Here is an 18,522-nt window from a genome sequence, read left to right on the forward strand (position 1 = left end):
ATAATTCACACTGTAAAATTTTTATTGTGAAATTCTTAGTAAAAATAGCATAGACTAAAAATCAAGCTGTGAACAAGGCTTAAATTAAAAACCATTTTGAATCATTATAAATAAAATAATGTGACCTACGATTAAAAGAAGAGGATAAGGCTATGAACATGTCTACTCAAGCAAGCAAAACATCTACCCAAAACCTTAACCACTTCATTGGTGAGCAATTTGTGGCAACTACTAACCCATTGGACCGCTCTATTAATGCGAAAGAATTTTTAGACGCTCAATTTCCATTAGCAACAGGCTCACACCAAGATGTGACTAGCTATGTGGTTTACTACACGCACTTGCTTGCATTTTTAAAAGATGGCACACAATGTGGTTTATTAAATCCTTGTCAATTTGTTGCGCTAACGGGTCATAAAAGCGAGCCAACATCAGTGGTATTAAAAAATAATGACACTCATATTGAAATTTGTTTCGACCGCCAGGGCGATATTGGCTCTGATGATTTGGCGAACATTGAAGATATTCAAATTGAAATGCCAATTAAGAATTTACCGACACCTTACAAACAATGGATCAGCTTATTACACTCAAGCTGCAAACCAACCGAAGGCCGTTGCAAAGTGTTTACCGCTAAAGATGGTAGCGATTACGCCATGCACCAGCGTTAAGCCTGTTGCTAACTTTAGCGTATTAAGAAAGCATTTAAGCAAGTAATCAAAAAGCCAGCGGGCTAACCCCGCTGGCTTTTTGATTACTTGCTTAAGTTGCTTGGCTAGAAAATTAGTTGCTGGGCCAGAAAAAATTAGAGTCTTGGCTGACTTTGTTTGATGGCGTGGCTTGGTCAGCAATATAGAAGCTGATGGTTTGTTTGCTCATCGCACTTGTGTTTTCTGACTGTTTACAGCGTAAAGTCACCGGATATTCAATTTGCTCGCCTGGTTGAATATGGACTTTGTTGTCGGTGATAAGGGTGAGATCGCAACCCGGATGTCGGCTATCAATACCAATAATATAATTGACGGGTTGCTGGGTTTTATTGCGGATTTTAAGTTGATAGCTATTTTCAACAAATTCTCCAACTTCGCGATAGAGAGTTTGACGGTCTCGTATCACATTGAGTTGAATTAAGCTGCGATTGGCTAAGTCTACTACCATTAATACGCACATAATGAGTAAAGCTGATGCGTATCCTAGCGCTTTTAATGATAGCTTTTTAGTTGGAATGCTGGGTTGTTGATCTTTATGGCTTTGAGTTATTTGGCTTTGGGGAGCCAGAATGGCGGGAGTTGGCTTTAGTGCATTCTCGCTGGTAAAACTAATTAAGTTGGGTTGATAACCAAATTTTTCCATTGTTTGATTACATGCATCAACGCAGGCACCGCAGTTGATACATTCATATTGCAAACCATTGCGAATATCGATACCTGTTGGGCAAACATCCACGCATAAATGACAATCTACACAGTCACCTAAATCGGTACTTTGTGAGCGTTTTCGTGGCCCTCTTGATTCGCCTCGGGCGGCATCGTAACTGACTGTTTTGGTATTTGAGTCAAACATCACCGCTTGAAAGCGCGAGTATGGGCAACAATGTAAACACATCATTTCGCGCATCCAACCCGCATTAATATAAGTAGATAACGCAAAAAACCATACCCAAACGCCAGTCCAAAACCCGCTAGAAAAAGTAAAAATATCAATATATAGATTTTTAGCAGGCATAAAGTAGCCCATAAACCCACAACCAGTAACTAATGCAGCAATGGCCCATAAACTGTGTTTGGTCATGCGTTTACGGATTTTGGATGCAGATAATGGGGCTTTATCTAATGTGGCACGATGGTGGTGGTTCCCTTCAACTTTTGCCTCTATCCACATAAACATAGCGGTCCACGCCGTTTGCGGGCATAAAAAACCACACCATACTCTGCCCCAATAAACGGTCACAAAAAACAACCCAAATGCCGCCGCCATAAACATCCAGGCCAGAATAGTGAAATCTTGCGGCCATAGGGTGATATTAAAAAAGAAAAACTGTTGCTGGGTAACATCAAGCAAAATGGCCTGACGCCCTTGGTAGGTTATAAAGGGCAACAGAAAGAAAACGGCAATCAATAAAGTATTACTGTATTTTCTAATGCGCTGAAACACACCATATTGTTCGCGCACATGAATTTTACCTGAGGGAGATGAGCTGACATTCACAATTGGGATGCGTTGGGATGATGGTAATCGACTTGATTCTGGTGCTGACATGTTGTTTTCCTAAAATGACATTACGTCGTTATGTAGCAATAGGTAAGCCAACATAGTTTTTATTTATCAAGCTGATTTTAATAGAGAAATATTTTTTTGAGTTGATGATGCATCACGATATATCGCAATTAAGCGAAATGTCGTGATCTGGCGGCAATGATGTTTAAGTGAGTCGCTTGATGAATCCAATATTGATTAAGCGTCAGGCTAACGGTTAATACCGAGTTTTTTCATTCGAGATCGCAATGTGCTGGGCGGCAATGCCAGCATGGCTGCTGCGCCATTTGGGCCTGATATTCGCCATTGAGTCAATTCTAGTATGTCGATAATATGCGCAGCCTCGGCTTCTATCATGGTTAAAGGTTGCTTAATGGCAGTATTGTTATCTTTGAGTGTTGGAAGCTGTAAGCTATTAAATGTTAACGTGTTGTCGTGGGTTAGAATGATTTCTCTTTCGATTAAATTTTGTAGTTCACGCACATTTCCCGGCCAAGGGTATTGTTGTAACTTGTGTAAGCCTTTTGCGCTTACTTTGGTGATTTTCTTTGCCAGTTTTTGACTGAGTGATGCGACCAAATCACTCACCAAGTTAGGTAAATCGTCTTGTCGATCGCGCAGGGGAGGAACCTGAATAGGAAAAACATTGAGGCGGTAAAACAAATCCATTCTAAACAAACCCTGCTCTACACGAGCTTGTAAATCATGATGCGTTGCTGCAATAAGACGAATGTTAACCTTAATGGTTTCGCTGCTACCAACCCGTTCAAAAGATTGCTCTTGAATGACGCGCAATAACTTTGATTGCGCTTCAAGGCTGAGTTCGGCAATTTCATCTAAAAATAATGTGCCATTATGGGCTAATTCAAAGCGACCTTTGCGTCGACTAATGGCCCCAGTGAACGCGCCTTTTTCATGACCAAATAACTCACTTTCTAAAATTGACGCCGAAAATGCAGCGCAATTGACGCTTACCATGGGGTGGTTTTTACGGTGGCTTAATTGGTGCAGACTGCGGGCGACTAGCTCTTTTCCTGTGCCATTTTCACCGCAAATTAACACTGTGCTGTCGGTATTAGCAACGAGGTTAATTTGCTGAGTTAAATGGTTTATGGCTTTACTGTTGCCAGACAAGCCCATAGCGCCTTGCTTACCTTGTAGTTCGGTGAGTAAGTATTGATTCTCTGAGGTTAATCGCTCAGATAAGGCTTGTACTTGTGCGAGGGCTTTGCGTAATGAATCTTCAGTATGCTTTTGAATACTCACATCGCGAAAGATGGCGATAACACCAATAAGAATATTATTATCATAAACCGGTGTTGAGCTGTAATAAACAGGGAAACAACTACCATCTTTACGCCAAAACACATCGTCACTAACTTGACGGGCAATACCGTCATGTAATGTGCGATATATCGGACAATCTTGCTGAGGATAATGGCTACCATCTGCATGACTATGATGGTGACAATCATGAATATTTTTGCCGATTAACTCTTCAGCATTCCACCCAGTCATTTGCTCTGCTGCTGGGTTGATGAACACAGCGTTCCCTTTAAGGTCAAAGCCATAGACACCTTCAGTCATTGCATTGAGTAGCAAGGTATTTTCTGGCAGAAAATGGCTGGTGGTTAAGCTGGATTTTTCGGTCATATTTAAGCTTATAAAGACTGATCAACAAGAAATATCAATCATTATAACTAAGTCACGATATTTCGCGACTTAAATGTCGCCCACAGCAGTCGGTTCCTCTTACCTAGTTTGAATGCTGCTGGAGACAGCATTCAATTAACCGTTACCTAGCTAGGCATAATTTGTGTAGTGGGTTGAAATTATCCACTATAAACATCGTTTGAGTACAATCAAGTTGTTACAATAGCGGATTGCTTTTTTAACGTGTTATTCCATGACTAACTTATCTACTACACATTATAAAATGTGGTTGTTTGTCGCAGTGGGCTTGTTGTGCCTCACGCCGCTAATATCTTCTCCGGTAGCTTTACTGATGGGGTTTACACTAGCGAGTATCGGTTTGGTGCCTGACTGTATCGATTTAGGTAAGTGGACTAAAAAGTTACTGGCGTATTCGATTGTTGGTTTAGGTTTTGGGATTAACTTACCTGAAGCGATTGACGCCAGCAGTCATAATCTTGGCCTTATTGTGGGGTCAATTTTCTTTACTTTGATTTTGGGTTACGGCCTGACACGATTAATGGGCTTAGACAATAAAACCGGGCATTTAATTAGCTGTGGTACTGCTATTTGTGGCGGCAGTGCTATTGCTGCGGTCGCACCGGCGATTAATGCGAAGAATGATCAAATTGCTGTGTCGTTAGCCTGCGTATTCTTACTCAATTCAATCGCCTTGTTTGTGTTTCCAACGATTGGCCATGCGCTGCAATTGTCTCAATATGATTTTGGCGTGTGGAGCGCTATCGCTATCCACGACACTTCGTCGGTTGTAGGCGCCGCGGCGGCCTATGGTGATGAAGCGTTAAAAATTGCCACCACAGTTAAGCTAGCTAGAGCGTTGTGGATTATCCCTATCGCATTATTAAGTGCCATTGCCTTTGGTGGTGATAAAAGCAAAATTACCATTCCATTTTTTATTCTGTTTTATTGTGTCGCCATTTTAGTTGCCTACTTTATCCCCCAGGGGCAACCGGTTTATAACCTATTGTTTGTTGTGTCTAAACAAGTGTTAGTCTTGTGTTTGTTTTTAATTGGCGCGGCGATTACAGTCAAAAAAATGCGCGCTAATGGTCCTAAACCGTTACTGTTAGGCGTCTTGCTGTGGTTTGCTATTGGCAGCAGTTCATTGTTTTATATTGTGACATTTTAGATATGAAAGCTTTAGAGTAATGATATTGAATTTGCAGTGCAGTTTTATGCATAAAAAGATGCTGAAATCGGTAAATAAAATCTATCACAAAGACATGAATAACTTGAACGAGGGAATGAGCGGTAGCAAAACCTGTGTAAGGCTTAACCGTTAGGCGTCGTGCTGTTTAATATCAGGTTTGCTTAATGCTAGCCAAATAAGACCACCGAATGCAATTAATTCGATTAATGCTCGTGTAAGTCCTGTGGTTTGTATTGATGCAATAACGGCGATAATGCATAAGGTAATAATCACAGCTGATTTAAGCCGACGTGATAACCAGAATTGTGTCATTTCCCCTCCAATATAATGATAAAAGCGGATTATATTATCGAGGTAATGACTTTGTTGGTGCCAATATCAATTTTAACTATCTCATAACTGATTGGTTACCATTTTGTCGTGACTGGGTTAGCTGAGTTAAACATGCTACTAAATGATGGGTCAAATACCGAGCGTCACCTCGGGGTAATTGTGCCAGACGATAGCAAGCACCGTAGATGTGGCCAGTTTTACTCGCATAGGCTTTTTAATGAATGTTTAAGTGTAATGTTTACGCACTTAACACTTGTTTACGGGAATTGATAAACCCAAACAGCGTAAATTATGTTATTAGTTATATTGGTAAGAAGTTGGTTATATTGATCATACTTAGTTACATAGTGAGCTGAGTAATATTATGCATTTATGCAAAGGGTTAAGCTAAACTTACTGCAAATGTGTCATCAACCAAGAAGAGATGTAAATGCTGATTTTTCGATTACGGGTGCTGATATTGTTAACCTTTTTTACCTTATCTGTTGGCGCGTCAGCGACTATCTTAGATGTTGATGTGAGTGACCTTCAAGGTGCTTCAATCAGTGATGCTGTGGTGGAGTTGATCCCTGAACATAGTATGTCAGCATCAACCATTAACAATCATGAAATGAAGCAGCAGAATCGAATATTCCAGCCTTTTGTACTGGCCGTTCAACAAGGCGATAAAGTCAATTTTCCTAACTTTGATCGTACCCGGCACCATGTGTATTCATTTTCAGCCGCAAAACCGTTTGAATTAAAGTTATATGTCGGAAAAGCAGAAGAGCCAATCGAATTTGAACAGCCAGGTATTGTGGCGATAGGCTGTAATATTCATGATTATATGCAGGCCTTTATTTATGTCGCCCAAAGTCCACTTTACGGTGTCAGCGATAATAAAGGTCGTGTGAGCTTTAATGATTTAACCCCAGGAAAATATAACGTTAACGTATGGCACCCGTGGCAGAAAACTTCCGTGGCAGTAGCACTAATGGTATTAACCGGCGAACCCCAAAAAACGCTAGAGCTACATCTTGATATAGAACATCAGGACAAGCCAACATCCCCCCCAGCAGGGTTTGCTGCAACCCGTCAGTCAACTCAAATTGAGTTAGCCAATGCGCAATAGTTTTCGACATAGATTGATTTTGGTCTTTTTAGTGGTACTGACAGTGGTGCAACTGTTAACGGCAGTATTTGTGTTGAATGCGACTCAAAATGCCAGTCGGCAACAGCAAATACAGCGATTAAGTGTCGGTATTAACGTTTTTAGCGATATTTTGGCTAACCGCAGTGAACAGTTGAATCAGAGTTTGTCATTATTGAGTGCTGACTTTGGCTTTAAACGTGCTGTTGCAACTAAAGAGCAAGAGACCATTTCTTCGGTTTTATCGAATCACGGTAAACGTATTAATGCTAATGCGGCCATATTACTTTCACCGCAGGGGCAGTTGTTATCGTCTAGTTTGACAGGTTTATCAGCCAACGATGTTGCTAGCTTATTTACCAAGCATAAAAGTGAAGATAACGACTTTGTGATGTTAAATGTTAATCACGCTAACTATCAATTTGTGTTTCAGCCAGTAAAAGCGCCAACATTAATTGCCTGGGTTGGTATGGGCTTTTTACTCGATGAAAATGTGGCTCAACAAGCTAAGGCGATGACAGGTATCGATGTGAGTTTTATTAACTCAACATCAATACCTGTTGAAATTATTTCTACTTTAGCACCAGAATTGATTCAACACTTAAGTGATATCTCATTCAGTTTTGCCGATGCTACCCTTCACCCACAAGAGCACTATCCTGATAACTATTTGTCCCAGGCTATTCAGTTAGATCCGCAAAGTGATGCGCAATGGGTCGTATTGCATCAGTCTAATCAGCGCTGGCAACTCAATTATCAGCAACTGCGTAACAACATGCTGCTGATATTTGCATTCACTTCTTTATTGGCCTTTATTGTGGCCATGTGGGTCACCAATGGATTAACTAAACCGATAGATGCTTTGGTTAATTTCGCTAAAAAAGTGGGCCAGGGTGAAAATCCTACTAAAATTTACGGCGCCCCTGCAGAATTGCAGGCTCTTGCAGATACCTTGTCCACAATGCGCAGTAATATTGAGCAGCGTGAACAAGACTTTTTATATCAATCAGAACACGACCCCTTAACGGGTTTGTTTAATCGTTTTGCCGCCGAAAAACACATCAAACATAAAATTATTGGCTTAACTGGTACCTTGTTATTGATTGATATTAAGCATTTCAGGCAAGTGAATGACATTATTGGTTTTGCTAATGGTGATCAGCTGTTAGTCAGTTTTTCTGAACGGTTAAGCCGCTTGTCTATCGATGTATCCCTTGTTGCAAGGTTAGACGGCGATGCCTTTTTATTGTTGTTACAACAACCGGCAAATAAAGCTGAGATTAGCCAGTATTTACATGGTGTGGTTATGCCATTTGATGTTGCAGGGTCAAAAATAACGTTATCAATTAGAACTGGCATTGTGCAGTTGAATGGCTTGTATCAACATATAGACACTCTCTTTAGACACCTTGAGATAGCCTTGAACGATGCCTGTGTTCAAGCCGATGATTCGTATGTTTATCAAGAAGGTGATGATGATAAATATCAACGCGAGTTGTCATTGGTGCGGGATTTACCGCAAGCATTAATTCAAGGACAATTGCATTTGGTATATCAGCCTAAGGTGAATATTCAACTTAATACTTGTCATGCTGTTGAAGCATTAATTCGCTGGCAGCATCCAGATTTGGGCTTTGTTCCTCCAGACGAATTTATCCTACTTGCCGAGAACTCAGGTAACATTTCGATTATTAGTGAATGGGTTATGGCTGAAGCTATCCGTCAGGCGCACATTTGGCATCAACAAGGGTTAGCTATTTCTGTGGCGATTAATTTATCGGCACATGACTTAATGGATGAGTCATTGCCAGCTCGATTAGCGCAGCAGTTACATGATGTTAATTTACCTATTAACGCGATAGCTATTGAAGTTACTGAAGGTGCGGTAATGACAGACACAGAAACTACCATTAAGGTGCTTAACCAATTTAAACAACACGGCTTTCATATTGCGATTGATGATTTTGGGACAGGTCACTCGTCATTAGCTTATTTAAAAATGTTACCCGTTAATGAAGTGAAAATAGATCGCAGTTTTATCAAAGACATTCATCATAACGCGACTGACCATATGATAGTTGAAACCAGCATTAAATTGATTAAAGGCCTGGCTTTGTCTGTGGTCGCCGAAGGTGTTGAAACCCCATTAGGGATTGATATTTTAAAGCAAATGGACTGTGATATTATCCAAGGCTATGTGTTTTCTAAGCCCATCAAAGCTGCTGAGTTGCAGGTTTGGGTGAGTGAATTTAATCGCACGACAGCTTAACTCTAATAGCGTGGGAATTTAACATGCAACGTATTTTACAGGCCATATCTGCCGCAACTTTATCTATCTGTGTGATTTTCATCCCCAATAGTTATGCTGAATCGAGCAGAATTATTGCCACGGGTGGCGCCAGTGAAATTGAGGGATCAGCTGGTGGCGGTATTGTTCCCTGGGCAGTGATTAACGGTTATGGCAGTAGTGGTGAGTGGGCGGCAACCGCAATGGCTACTCAGGTTGCAGTTGATGACTTTACCCTTAATGTTGTGGGCGCATCCGTCAGTTATGATAATCAATTTGAACTTAGCATAGCCAAACAAACATTTAGTTTAGATTCATTAGGTGGTGAACTTGGACAAGATATTTTAGGGATAAAATATAAACTTGCAGGCGAGTTACTTTATAGTTCCATGCCACAAATCAGTGTGGGTATGCAGTATAAAAAAGTTGACGATTTTGGTTTGCCCAGCGCGGTAGGTGCGCAAGATGATTCAGGTTTAGATATTTATTTAGCCTCTAGCAAGGTGATTTTAGATGCGATAGCGGGTCGTAATTTATTACTTAATGCTACGGTGCGAGCCACTAAGGCGAATCAAATTGGTTTACTGGGTTTTGGTAGTGTGAATTCAAATGACTATCAGTTGATGTTAGAGGGCTCGGTAGCTGTTTTATTACGCGATGATCTTGCCCTAGGTTACGAGTATCGCCAGAAACCCAATCAGTTGGATTTTGCTAAAGAAGACGACTGGCAAGATATTTTTTTAGCATGGTTTGTGAATAAACATTTTTCAGTAACAGCCGCTTATGCCGATTTAGGTGATATTGCGGGTTTTGAGCAACAAAAAGGCTGGTATCTCTCAGTTGAGGGGGCGTTATGAGACACATTGGTATTATGCTGATTAGCAGTGTTTTGTTAGTGATATGTTTAGGCTGTTCTATTACTAAACCATCTACAAACCTGCTTTACCAACGCCTTGGCGGTTATCACGGTCTTGAGTTAATTGCCGATGATTTTTTAAAGCTTATTTCACAAGATGAACGCATAGTTGATCACTTTCGTGAAACGGATATTAGTGTTTTCAGGCAAAGATTAGTCGAACATTTATGTGTTGTGTCCGGGGGCGGGTGTGACTACCAAGGCGAGAGCATGTTTAATGCGCATCAGGGGTTGAACATTAGCCAGGCTGACTTTGACGCTGTTGTCGGCCATTTAACCAAAGCAATGCAGCAGAACGATATTCCGATACAAACCCGCAATGCTTTACTCGCTAAGCTTGCCCCCATGTATGGGGACATTACTTACCATTAATATGATGTATTGATATCAAGAATTAATAAAATGGTGCAGGGTCTACATCTAGTGCGCTTGGGGAGATACCGCGTTCAATGTTAATGTCAGCTTTTAGCAAATCCACCATAGTGACATCGGTATAGCGTTTGTGTTTTAACGAGTAGAAACATTTCACTATAGGGTGTAATGCATCACGGTTTTTAGCTTCCCAGACGATACCGACACGTTCATCTGACAGTTGTACCAGTGATCCCACAGGATAAATCCCAATACAGCGGATAAACTCGTAAACCAATGATTGATCTAAGTGGAAGGGCGTTAAGCTGATTAAGATTTTAAATGCAGCAGCCGGACTCATGGCTTCTTTGTAACAACGTGCTGCAGTTAGCGCGTCAAAAATATCGACAATACAACTCATTCGCCCATGTATTGGAAGTTCATCCCCTTTCAAACCTTTCGGGTAGCCCCGGCCATCTAGCTTTTCGTGATGCATTAAGCATACGTCTTTACTGATCTGCGACAAACCCTTGGTGTCTTCCATAATTTCAACCGCATACACTTGATGCAGTTTCATATGCTCAAACTCTTCCGGTGTCAGTTTTCCGGGTTTATGCAAAATTTTATTATCGACTTTTACCTTGCCAATATCATGCAAAATACCACCAACAGCCATATGGCGCAGGGTGTCGATATCTAGTTTGAGGTGTTTACCGAAAGTCACTAATAGAAATGCGACATTGATTGAGTGTTCCAGCAAATAAGCATCTTTGGTCCGCAGCGCTGAAATACATTTAAAGGCGTCAGCATCATCCATCACAGATTCAATCATTTTATCGGCAACGGCTTCAAAAGGACCAACCTCAACGGCTTTACCTTCAAAGGTTTCAGATAATACTTTTTTGATTAACCCTTTCGCTTCATTGAGAAGTTTTTTGGCGTGAACTTGTTGCGCATCACGGCTAATAGTGGCTTTTCTTGCCAGTGGTTTACCAGGCACTTGCTGTGGAGGCACTTTTTTTAGACCGCAACTGTCTGATGAGCGGTCAATATCTACCCATACAAATTTAATATTGCTGTTAGCTAATTTTGTAATAGCGTCACGGCTTTTTATTTGGCCGGCATTGGCAATTTCTACAGTGCTGTTGTTATGATCGATAGCCGTCACAAACATACCGAGGTTTAGTTTGGCGACTGGAATTTTTACAGTGTTTGAAGATTCTATTGAATCACTCATTTGACAAGCGCCCTCAAGGTCAAAAATGCACTTAACAATTTATATAATAGTTAAAGTGATATTGGCCTGCTTAATGTTGAGCCTTCCTTGGGGTCAATGTTAAAAACCTTAAAGATTTACGTTACAGCATGCGCAATAGTTTACACCATCATTCTGCAATATTAGCATATTAATTAATTATAGATCACAGCGTGCAGAGTTGACGATTGACACTGAATCTTTGGTTGATTAACTTTATCTAAATTATCAGCATAAATAGGAGTCGGTATTGTCTGGTCACTTTTTTAGTTCACAATTTAATGACTTAAAGCAAAAACTTGTCCAAGTTATGCAGGCGCCTAATATCGTGCCGATTGTACAACTATCTGTAGAAGCACCAGCAGTTCCGTTATTATCTTGGTTGAGTGCACAAACTCAGTATCCACGTATCTATTGGCATGGCCGTGACAAGGCAGAAGAAGTTGCCGCTATTGGGATGTGTAAACAATTCTATTATCAAGACCAAGTGGATGATCATCAACTATCCGCAGACTACCAGGCACAGCGGAGTAAGGGCGCAAGCCAAGACTTACGTTACTACGGTGGGGTAGCATTTGACCGTACGGTTGACTGCTGGGCTGACTTTGGACGGGTTCGGTTTGTTCTGCCTCGTATAGAATTAAGACGAAGTGGTCATAAAATAAAAATCTTACTTAATTTAAACTTCGATGGCCAAGATCGAGAGTTAGAGTGCCAAAAAGCGCTTGATTTAATCTCTAAAATAGAGCGGCCTAAACCGCTTTCACCGCCTAATAAAACACAACTAATGAGTCGCAGTGACTTACCGAATCAAGAGCGGTGGCGCGAGTTAGTTGAGCAAGTGACTCAAGATAATTTTAATCAAACTACCCCTAAAGTTGTGCTGTCGCGACAAACACAAATTGATATAGCTGAGTCACTTGACCCCTGGACTGTACTGGCTTGCTGGCAGGGGCGTAATCCTAATAGCTTCCAGTTTGGGTTTCAATTTAGTCCTGAAAGGACATTTATATCATGTTCACCAGAACGGTTATATTTGCGTCGCCAAAATGAGTTATTTACAGAAGCCCTAGCAGGCACAACGACCCGAGGTTTAAATCAGGAAGAAGATGACTTTTTAGCGCAGCAGTTATTAGACGATGCTAAAAACAGTCATGAAAACCAGCTGGTTAGGCAGCATATCGTGGGTGAATTAAAACCACTTAGTCAGTATGTTGGCGCTGACGAGCAAGCTAAAATATTTAAATTAACCCATATTCAGCATTTACACCGCGCAATTCGAGCAGAGTTAAAAGCTGGGGTGAATGATTTTGACCTATTACGCGCGCTGCACCCAACTCCTGCGGTAGGAGGGTTGCCTCGCCACAGTGCACTGAACTTTATTCGTCAGCGTGAAGGTTACACCCGCGGTTGGTATGCCGGAGCTTGTGGCTATTTTAATCATTATGAATCTGAGTTTTCAGTCGCTATTCGCAGTGCATTGATTGAGCCACGTCGAATTACCTTATTTGCTGGCGCGGGCATAGTCGCAGGGTCCGACCCAGATGCAGAATGGCAAGAATTAGAGAATAAACTGGAGACGGTTTTATCGATATTAATCGATTTTTAATGGCTGTTTGAACGCGAGCGGATCACCCATTGATTTGCTCGCATCCAATAAAAAACGCATCTTACACAGATGCGTTTTTTATTATTGTGCCATGCTGTTATTTATTACGGCGTGTAATAAGTGGCAGCATTGGGGCCGACTGGAATGCCTAATACAAATACCCACAGGAAGAAGAACATAGTCCAGCCAATAAAGAACACGATACTGTAGGGCAGCATAGTGGCAATTAAAGTGCCGATCCCCAAATCTTTCTTATAACGGCAAGCTACCGCCAAAATAAGTCCAAAGTAGCTCATCATCGGAGTGATAAGGTTAGTGACTGAATCACCAATTCGATATGCCGCTTGGATGGTTTCAGGAGCATAACCAACGAGCATTAGCATGGGTACAAAAATTGGCGCAGTAACAGCCCATTGTGCCGAAGCACTGCCTAGCATAAGGTTGATCACGCCACACAGCATAATAAATAACACAAATACTAATGGTCCTGTTAAGCCAATGGTATTTAATGCCTGCGCACCACCTACAGCCAATACCGCACCTAAGTTTGTCCAATTAAAAAACGCCACAAACTGAGCAGCAAAAAAGACTAATACTATGTACATGCCCATAGTACTCATACTGTGTGACATGGCATTGATGACATCGACATCCTTCTTCATGGTGCCAACGACTTTACCGTACACTAAACCTGGAATAGCAAAGCCGATAAAGATAAATGCCACAATTCCTTTCAAGAAAGGTGAGCCAGCCACGAGTCCCGTTTCAGGGTGACGTAATGGCCCATTTTCAGGAATAATAGTCAATGCTAATAAAGCAGAAAATGCGACAGCAGCAAAGGCTGCCATTTTTAAGCCACGCTTTTCAATATCACTAACGTTCTCCATGGGTTGGTCATCTAAGTCGCCAGCTTCACTTGGGTCATATTTACCTAATTTAGGTTCAACAATTTTTTCAGTTACCAGGCCACCTAGCAAGGTAATCAAAAACGTGGAGGCAAACATAAAGTACCAGTTAACCTCAGGGCCAACAGTGTATTCAGGGTCGATCATTTGCGCTGCGGCTTCAGTAATACCTGACAATAGAGGGTCAACAGTACCCAATAAAAGATTGGCACTATAGCCGCCAGATACACCAGCAAAGGCCGCTGCTAGCCCCGCCAGAGGATGGCGGCCCAATGAATGGAATATCATTGCAGCCATAGGAATGAGGACAACATAGCCTAGCTCAGCCGCTGTGTTAGATATAATGCCTGCAAATACAATAGTGTAAGTGACTAAGCGCTTTGATGATCCCATTACTAATAAGCGCATTGCCGCTGATAACAAACCAGAACGTTCGGCAATACCTACGCCCAGTAATGCCACCAGTACCGTACCCAATGGTGTAAAACCGGTAAAGTTAGTCACTAAGCCTGACACAATACGTTGTAAGCCTTCTGCGCTGAGTAAGCTCACTACGTGAATTAAACCATCAGGACTTCTGCCTGAGGTGCCTTCTGGTCTAGGGTCAACAACCGACAATTCAAAGTAACCCGCAATACCGCTTATCACTACCACAGCGACACAGAACATGGCGAATAAAGTGATTGGGTGGGGTAATAAGTTACCGAGTCTTTCTACTATGTTTAAAAATCGTACAAAGGCACCGGACGAGGCTATGTCAGAGGCTGTTTGAGGCGATTTAGTCTTTGGTTGGTTTGATTGACTCATGTGGTTCCTTGATTTATTTAGGCTTTTTCCTCATCGCCATTAATACATTTGTGTATTGATGTGAGCATGGTCGTCAGGATAGTTGATATAGCTTTGCCAACTTATTAGCTTACAGGGGCAGAGTTAATTGAAAATTAATTTATATTTATGAGTTAATTAGGTTTGAGTAAAAATGACTGCTTTAACGGGTAAAAGTAAGCGTTTTATAGTGGATTTGTTGTATGATAAGAGAGTATTTATTGTGATGTGGGTTAAAAATTACTCACCGTAATTTATGTTTAAGTGGCTGATTTTAATGTTTTTGTATTTTATTTTTAAACTTGTCATTTAGCGTGGCTGTTTAATGACTTAATTCGTCACGATATTGAGTTAGATGCAATAAAATTGTTTGTTTTGTCAACCAAATGTTACTGTTAGCCATTGTGATGTAATAAATATAGTTGTGACTTCGCTGAGATTTAAGTGAAATATAAAGTAAATTATGCTTATTATGCTAGATAAGAATTAGAAAAATCATCATTAAGGAAAATATCATGCAAGCATTGCTGCTGAGTGTAAGCTTGGCTGTTATTCTCTGCTACCTATGGTACGCCAGTCTAGTCAAAAAACGTCAATCAGCGATTGATTCTCTGATTGTTTTGAATCAAAAAATTGATGCTCGCTTAGTTTTATTAAGCCAGTTATCTGATGTTAGTTTACAACATCAACCTTTGGATGAAGCGCAAGCTGATCAGTGGCAGCAGTTGCGCGCCCTAGCTGATAATAGCTTGTGGTCGCAGGGCATTGATGATCATTTACCGACTACTTTAGCTGTCTGGTCTGAAATGGATATGCTGCAGAAAGGCTTGTTTTCAGCTTTGCATGGCGATGCTCTTGATGAGCAGCGGGTGAATGAATATCTACAATTAGAATTAGATTATCAAAACGTGGCTGATTTTTATAATCAAACCGTGACTGAATTGAATCAAGGCGTTGGTATGTTTCCGGGGTCTATTGTTGCCAAGTTAGCCAAGGTATCGGTTATGCCCCAGCTCATACCTGATGTAGGTTAATCGAGTTGAGTGGCATATTGCAGTTAAGCAGTATAGAAAACCGGTTACAGCTAAAACGGTTACTGCACAGCATTGTGCTGACAAGCTTGGTTTTTTGTCCCGGGTTACTGGCCAATCAAACTGCGGAAAACAATACAAAAAAACCAGTAATAAAAGCGGTATATCAACCCAACCTTCAATCTACACCCGCAGATAAAGCGCATCTTAGTTTGTTTCCCGACCTAAATGAGCTCGCTGTTATTCCGCAAGGGGCAGAGGGTGCGGATAAATCTATTACATCAGCTCTGGTGCTAGACAATAGTTATCCACTCGCTAAACCTGATTTAAGCAAGCCTGCTAAAAAACAGCTTAAAGCCAGTTATTCAGAACACGGTATTTTATCCGACTTAGGTGTTGAAAAACGTAAAGTCTATCAATATGAAAAAGATGGTATTACCGCATTCAGTGACACTGAGCCAGACCATACTAACTACCGTGTGTTACTGTTTGAATGCTATGCATGCCGTCCTGATTCAACCATTGATTGGTATAAAACCCCATTATTCACCCAAGATTATGCCAGTTTTGTCGCCGTAGCTGCATCACGATATAAACTAGAGCCTGCACTCATCAGAGCTGTTATTCATGCCGAGTCAGCTTTTAGAAGTAATGTGGTGTCTAAAGCTGGTGCTATGGGGTTAATGCAATTAATGCCAGGCACGGCCAAAGACATGCAAGTGTTAGATGCCTTTCAAGCAGAGCAAAATATAAACGGTGGCAGTCGTTATTTGGCACTGTTATTAGCACGATTTAATGGTGACATAGACCTGGCTTGTGCGGCCTATAATTCAGGTCCATCAACGGTTACCCAATACAATGGTGTACCGCCATATCCTGAAACCCAAGCATACGTGCAGCGGGTAAAAATTTTATACAGCCGTTATCGTAAGGCCAGCTGAGTTGATTGACAAAACATAAGTTCAGCTAAACAAATGGCCATCAACGGCATTAATACAACAGAAAATACCAATAAATAACCCTGCCTAATCATATGGCTAAAATTTAAAGGAATGTTTATGACTTTTTCACCCGTTATTACCTCTTTATCGGTTGCCATTGCTGCCCTGTGCTTATCTTCCTCAGGTTATGCAAACGCTGCCGTACAAGCTCCTGCAATAAATGCGGCACCATCCCAAGAAGATGTGCGCTTATATGACATAGCTACCGCGCCACAGGCCAGCCGGCTAGAGCAAGATGTGCGAAAATTGGTTGGTTTTGGTACCCGTCATACCCTGTCTGAAACTCAATCGGATACCCAAGGCATAGGCGCGGCAAGGCGTTGGATTGAAGCCGAGTTTAATCGTATTTCAAAAGACTGTGGTGGCTGCTTAGAAGTCATAACCGTCAGTGACACTGTGCAAGGCAAACGCATTGCTAACTCTACTGAAGTGGTTAATGTCATCGCTATTCAGCGCGGTAAAACTGACCCTAAGCGTGTGGTGATGATGAGCGGCGATATCGATTCTCGAGTCACCGACGTATTAGATGCTACCTCAGTTTCACCGGGTGCCAATGACAATGCCTCAGGCGTTGCAGGTGCAATTGAAGCGGCTAGGGTGTTATCGCAATATCAATTTAACGGCACTATCGTCTATGCCGCCTTGTCAGGTGAAGAGCAGGGCCTATATGGCGGAGATATTTTAGCTAATTACGCTAAAAGTCAGGGCTGGCAAGTACAAGCGGTATTGAATAATGACATGATCGGTAATATTGCCGGTATTAATGGCGTGGTGAATAACTCTACTGTACGGGTGTTTTCTGAAGGAGTGCGTTTTGTTGAAACCACTGATGAAGCCAAAGAGCGCTACTTCAGTGGCGGCGAGAATGACTCTGCGTCACGCAATTTGGCGCGCAAGATTAAAGCGTTAGTTGATCAGTACATGACCAATTTAGATGTCATGTTAGTGTATCGGCTTGACCGTTTTGGCCGTGGTGGACATCATTTACCGTTCAACAAAGCGGGTTTCCCTGCCGTGCGGGTGATGGAAACCAACGAGCATTATGATCGTCAGCATCAAGATATTCGCACTGAAAATGGCATAAACTATGGTGATGTTATTGAAGGCGTCGACTTTGATTTTACTGCAAAATTAACCGCACTTAATGCCATTAGCTTAGCGTCAATGGCGTGGGCACCCGCGCCGCCATCAGGTGTCAGTATTAAAGGGCAAGTGTCTCCTAGCACCACACTCAATTGGGCTAAAACAGCGGATAAAGATGTGGTTGGATACCGGGTCTATTGGCGGTTAACCACAGTGCCAGAATGGAGCCATAGTCGTTATGTAGGCAATGTGAATGAATTTATGCTGAAAAATATGGTCATAGATAATTATCTATTCGGTGTGGCAAGTGTCGCAGCGAATGGTAATGTTAGCCCTGTGGTGTTTCCCGGGTCGGCAGGTAGGTTTTTTTAAACTGAAATTTTACAATTAAGGATTAAACATGAAAAAATGGATTTTAATTGTGAGTGTATTGTTATCTAGCTTACTACTGACAGCGTGTACCTCCAATTCAGGAGTTAATGCGGCTTGTGATTTTGTAGATGGTGCAACAGCTAGCAAAAGTCAGACTCAGCATAAAACGCCAGGTGAGCCAGATTACGAGAAAGAGGTTCCACAGGAATTTAATCCCTTTATGGGTGGTGCGACGGCAATAGTAGGATTTATTTTTCGACCATTATTTGGCGATGATGAATGCGATTAAATGCGTAAATATTGAAT

16 protein-coding genes are annotated in these 18,522 nt (G+C 41.5%); 11 read left to right on the forward strand and 5 right to left on the reverse strand.

The genetic code is table 11. From position 1 onward, the window contains the following. The first annotated feature begins 152 nt into the window (after window positions 1–152). Window positions 153–671 carry a malate synthase gene (locus ACRWQL_RS10655; protein WP_226412508.1) on the forward strand — a complete coding sequence of 173 codons (519 nt, stop codon included), beginning with the start codon at window positions 153–155 and terminating at the stop codon, window positions 669–671. A gap of 112 nt (window positions 672–783) precedes the next feature. Here the strand turns inward: ACRWQL_RS10655 and ccoG are convergent, their stop codons facing one another. Together ccoG and ACRWQL_RS10665 are read right to left on the reverse strand one after the other, a co-directional pair. After that, a complete protein-coding gene (gene ccoG, locus ACRWQL_RS10660) occupies window positions 784–2,259 on the reverse strand; it encodes a cytochrome c oxidase accessory protein CcoG (protein ID WP_434949857.1) in 1,476 nt (491 codons plus the stop codon). A 207-nt stretch (window positions 2,260–2,466) separates the two neighbouring features. Next, window positions 2,467–3,909, reverse strand: a complete 1,443-nt coding sequence (locus tag ACRWQL_RS10665; protein ID WP_434949859.1) for a sigma-54 interaction domain-containing protein — start codon at window positions 3,907–3,909, stop codon at window positions 2,467–2,469. A gap of 253 nt (window positions 3,910–4,162) precedes the next feature. Between ACRWQL_RS10665 and ACRWQL_RS10670 the strand changes: the two genes are divergently transcribed. Further along, a complete protein-coding gene (locus tag ACRWQL_RS10670; RefSeq protein WP_434949861.1) occupies window positions 4,163–5,098 on the forward strand; it encodes a YeiH family protein in 936 nt (311 codons plus the stop codon). A gap of 150 nt (window positions 5,099–5,248) precedes the next feature. Here the strand turns inward: ACRWQL_RS10670 and ACRWQL_RS10675 are convergent, their stop codons facing one another. Next, a complete protein-coding gene (locus ACRWQL_RS10675; protein WP_434949862.1) occupies window positions 5,249–5,431 on the reverse strand; it encodes a hypothetical protein in 183 nt (60 codons plus the stop codon). Window positions 5,432–5,882: 451 nt separating this feature from the next. Between ACRWQL_RS10675 and ACRWQL_RS10680 the strand changes: the two genes are divergently transcribed. The 4 genes from ACRWQL_RS10680 to ACRWQL_RS10695 are packed head-to-tail and all read left to right on the forward strand — an operon-like array spanning window position 5,883 to window position 10,156. Continuing rightward, the gene (locus tag ACRWQL_RS10680) at window positions 5,883–6,563 is read left to right on the forward strand and encodes a methylamine utilization protein (RefSeq protein WP_434949864.1); all 681 of its coding nucleotides are present in this window, start codon (window positions 5,883–5,885) and stop codon (window positions 6,561–6,563) included. Then, a complete protein-coding gene (locus ACRWQL_RS10685) occupies window positions 6,553–8,850 on the forward strand; it encodes an EAL domain-containing protein (protein ID WP_434949866.1) in 2,298 nt (765 codons plus the stop codon). Before ACRWQL_RS10680 ends, ACRWQL_RS10685 begins: the two co-directional genes overlap by 11 nt. 23 nt (window positions 8,851–8,873) lie before the next feature. Next, window positions 8,874–9,725, forward strand: a complete 852-nt coding sequence (locus tag ACRWQL_RS10690; protein ID WP_434949868.1) for a DUF3034 family protein — start codon at window positions 8,874–8,876, stop codon at window positions 9,723–9,725. Beyond that, entirely contained in the window at window positions 9,722–10,156 is a 435-nt protein-coding gene (locus ACRWQL_RS10695) for a group I truncated hemoglobin (RefSeq protein WP_434949869.1), read from the forward strand. Before ACRWQL_RS10690 ends, ACRWQL_RS10695 begins: the two co-directional genes overlap by 4 nt. Before the next feature lie 22 nt (window positions 10,157–10,178). On the opposite strand, the gene ACRWQL_RS10700 is transcribed toward ACRWQL_RS10695, so the two are convergent. Beyond that, window positions 10,179–11,372 carry an HD-GYP domain-containing protein gene (locus ACRWQL_RS10700; RefSeq protein ID WP_434939455.1) on the reverse strand — a complete coding sequence of 398 codons (1,194 nt, stop codon included), beginning with the start codon at window positions 11,370–11,372 and terminating at the stop codon, window positions 10,179–10,181. A 268-nt stretch (window positions 11,373–11,640) separates the two neighbouring features. Between ACRWQL_RS10700 and ACRWQL_RS10705 the strand changes: the two genes are divergently transcribed. Further along, window positions 11,641–12,999 (forward strand): isochorismate synthase, encoded by a 1,359-nt coding sequence (locus ACRWQL_RS10705; RefSeq protein WP_434949871.1) that lies wholly within the window; start codon window positions 11,641–11,643, stop codon window positions 12,997–12,999. A 104-nt stretch (window positions 13,000–13,103) separates the two neighbouring features. Here ACRWQL_RS10705 and ACRWQL_RS10710 read toward each other — a convergent pair whose 3' ends face one another. Further along, window positions 13,104–14,711, reverse strand: coding sequence for an AbgT family transporter (locus ACRWQL_RS10710; RefSeq protein WP_434939453.1), 1,608 nt, complete (start codon window positions 14,709–14,711; stop codon window positions 13,104–13,106). Window positions 14,712–15,244: 533 nt separating this feature from the next. On the opposite strand from ACRWQL_RS10710, the gene ACRWQL_RS10715 reads away from it, so the two are divergent. The 4 genes from ACRWQL_RS10715 (at window position 15,245) to ACRWQL_RS10730 (ending at window position 18,505) form a co-directional block, all read left to right on the forward strand. After that, window positions 15,245–15,763 carry a hypothetical protein gene (locus ACRWQL_RS10715; RefSeq protein WP_434949873.1) on the forward strand — a complete coding sequence of 173 codons (519 nt, stop codon included), beginning with the start codon at window positions 15,245–15,247 and terminating at the stop codon, window positions 15,761–15,763. A gap of 5 nt (window positions 15,764–15,768) precedes the next feature. Beyond that, window positions 15,769–16,701 carry a lytic transglycosylase domain-containing protein gene (locus ACRWQL_RS10720; protein ID WP_434949875.1) on the forward strand — a complete coding sequence of 311 codons (933 nt, stop codon included), beginning with the start codon at window positions 15,769–15,771 and terminating at the stop codon, window positions 16,699–16,701. A 117-nt stretch (window positions 16,702–16,818) separates the two neighbouring features. Beyond that, on the forward strand, window positions 16,819–18,216 hold the full coding sequence (locus tag ACRWQL_RS10725) for a M28 family peptidase (protein WP_434949877.1): 1,398 nt from the start codon (window positions 16,819–16,821) through the stop codon (window positions 18,214–18,216). Between the two features lie 28 nt (window positions 18,217–18,244). Beyond that, complete coding sequence (locus tag ACRWQL_RS10730) at window positions 18,245–18,505, forward strand: hypothetical protein (protein WP_434949879.1); 261 nt, start codon at window positions 18,245–18,247, stop codon at window positions 18,503–18,505. Window positions 18,506–18,522: the final 17 nt, after the last annotated feature.

This window comes from Shewanella sp. HL-SH4, assembly GCF_051164845.1.
GTDB classification, from domain to species: Bacteria; Pseudomonadota; Gammaproteobacteria; order Enterobacterales; family Shewanellaceae; genus Shewanella; species Shewanella glacialimarina.

What these genes read in the sequence shown, in the direction of transcription:
- ACRWQL_RS10690 (WP_434949868.1), top strand. Translation starts at nt 8,874, where the DNA reads ATGCAACGTATTTTACAGGCCATATCTGCCGCAACTTTATCTATCTGT.
- ACRWQL_RS10685 (WP_434949866.1), top strand. Translation starts at nt 6,553, where the DNA reads ATGCGCAATAGTTTTCGACATAGATTGATTTTGGTCTTTTTAGTGGTA.
- ACRWQL_RS10680 (WP_434949864.1), top strand. Translation starts at nt 5,883, where the DNA reads ATGCTGATTTTTCGATTACGGGTGCTGATATTGTTAACCTTTTTTACC.
- ACRWQL_RS10655 (WP_226412508.1), top strand. Translation starts at nt 153, where the DNA reads ATGAACATGTCTACTCAAGCAAGCAAAACATCTACCCAAAACCTTAAC.
- ACRWQL_RS10725 (WP_434949877.1), top strand. Translation starts at nt 16,819, where the DNA reads ATGACTTTTTCACCCGTTATTACCTCTTTATCGGTTGCCATTGCTGCC.
- ccoG (WP_434949857.1), bottom strand. Translation starts at nt 2,259, where the DNA reads ATGTCAGCACCAGAATCAAGTCGATTACCATCATCCCAACGCATCCCA.
- ACRWQL_RS10675 (WP_434949862.1), bottom strand. Translation starts at nt 5,431, where the DNA reads ATGACACAATTCTGGTTATCACGTCGGCTTAAATCAGCTGTGATTATT.
- ACRWQL_RS10695 (WP_434949869.1), top strand. Translation starts at nt 9,722, where the DNA reads ATGAGACACATTGGTATTATGCTGATTAGCAGTGTTTTGTTAGTGATA.
- ACRWQL_RS10730 (WP_434949879.1), top strand. Translation starts at nt 18,245, where the DNA reads ATGAAAAAATGGATTTTAATTGTGAGTGTATTGTTATCTAGCTTACTA.
- ACRWQL_RS10710 (WP_434939453.1), bottom strand. Translation starts at nt 14,711, where the DNA reads ATGAGTCAATCAAACCAACCAAAGACTAAATCGCCTCAAACAGCCTCT.
- ACRWQL_RS10700 (WP_434939455.1), bottom strand. Translation starts at nt 11,372, where the DNA reads ATGAGTGATTCAATAGAATCTTCAAACACTGTAAAAATTCCAGTCGCC.
- ACRWQL_RS10715 (WP_434949873.1), top strand. Translation starts at nt 15,245, where the DNA reads ATGCAAGCATTGCTGCTGAGTGTAAGCTTGGCTGTTATTCTCTGCTAC.
- ACRWQL_RS10665 (WP_434949859.1), bottom strand. Translation starts at nt 3,909, where the DNA reads ATGACCGAAAAATCCAGCTTAACCACCAGCCATTTTCTGCCAGAAAAT.
- ACRWQL_RS10670 (WP_434949861.1), top strand. Translation starts at nt 4,163, where the DNA reads ATGACTAACTTATCTACTACACATTATAAAATGTGGTTGTTTGTCGCA.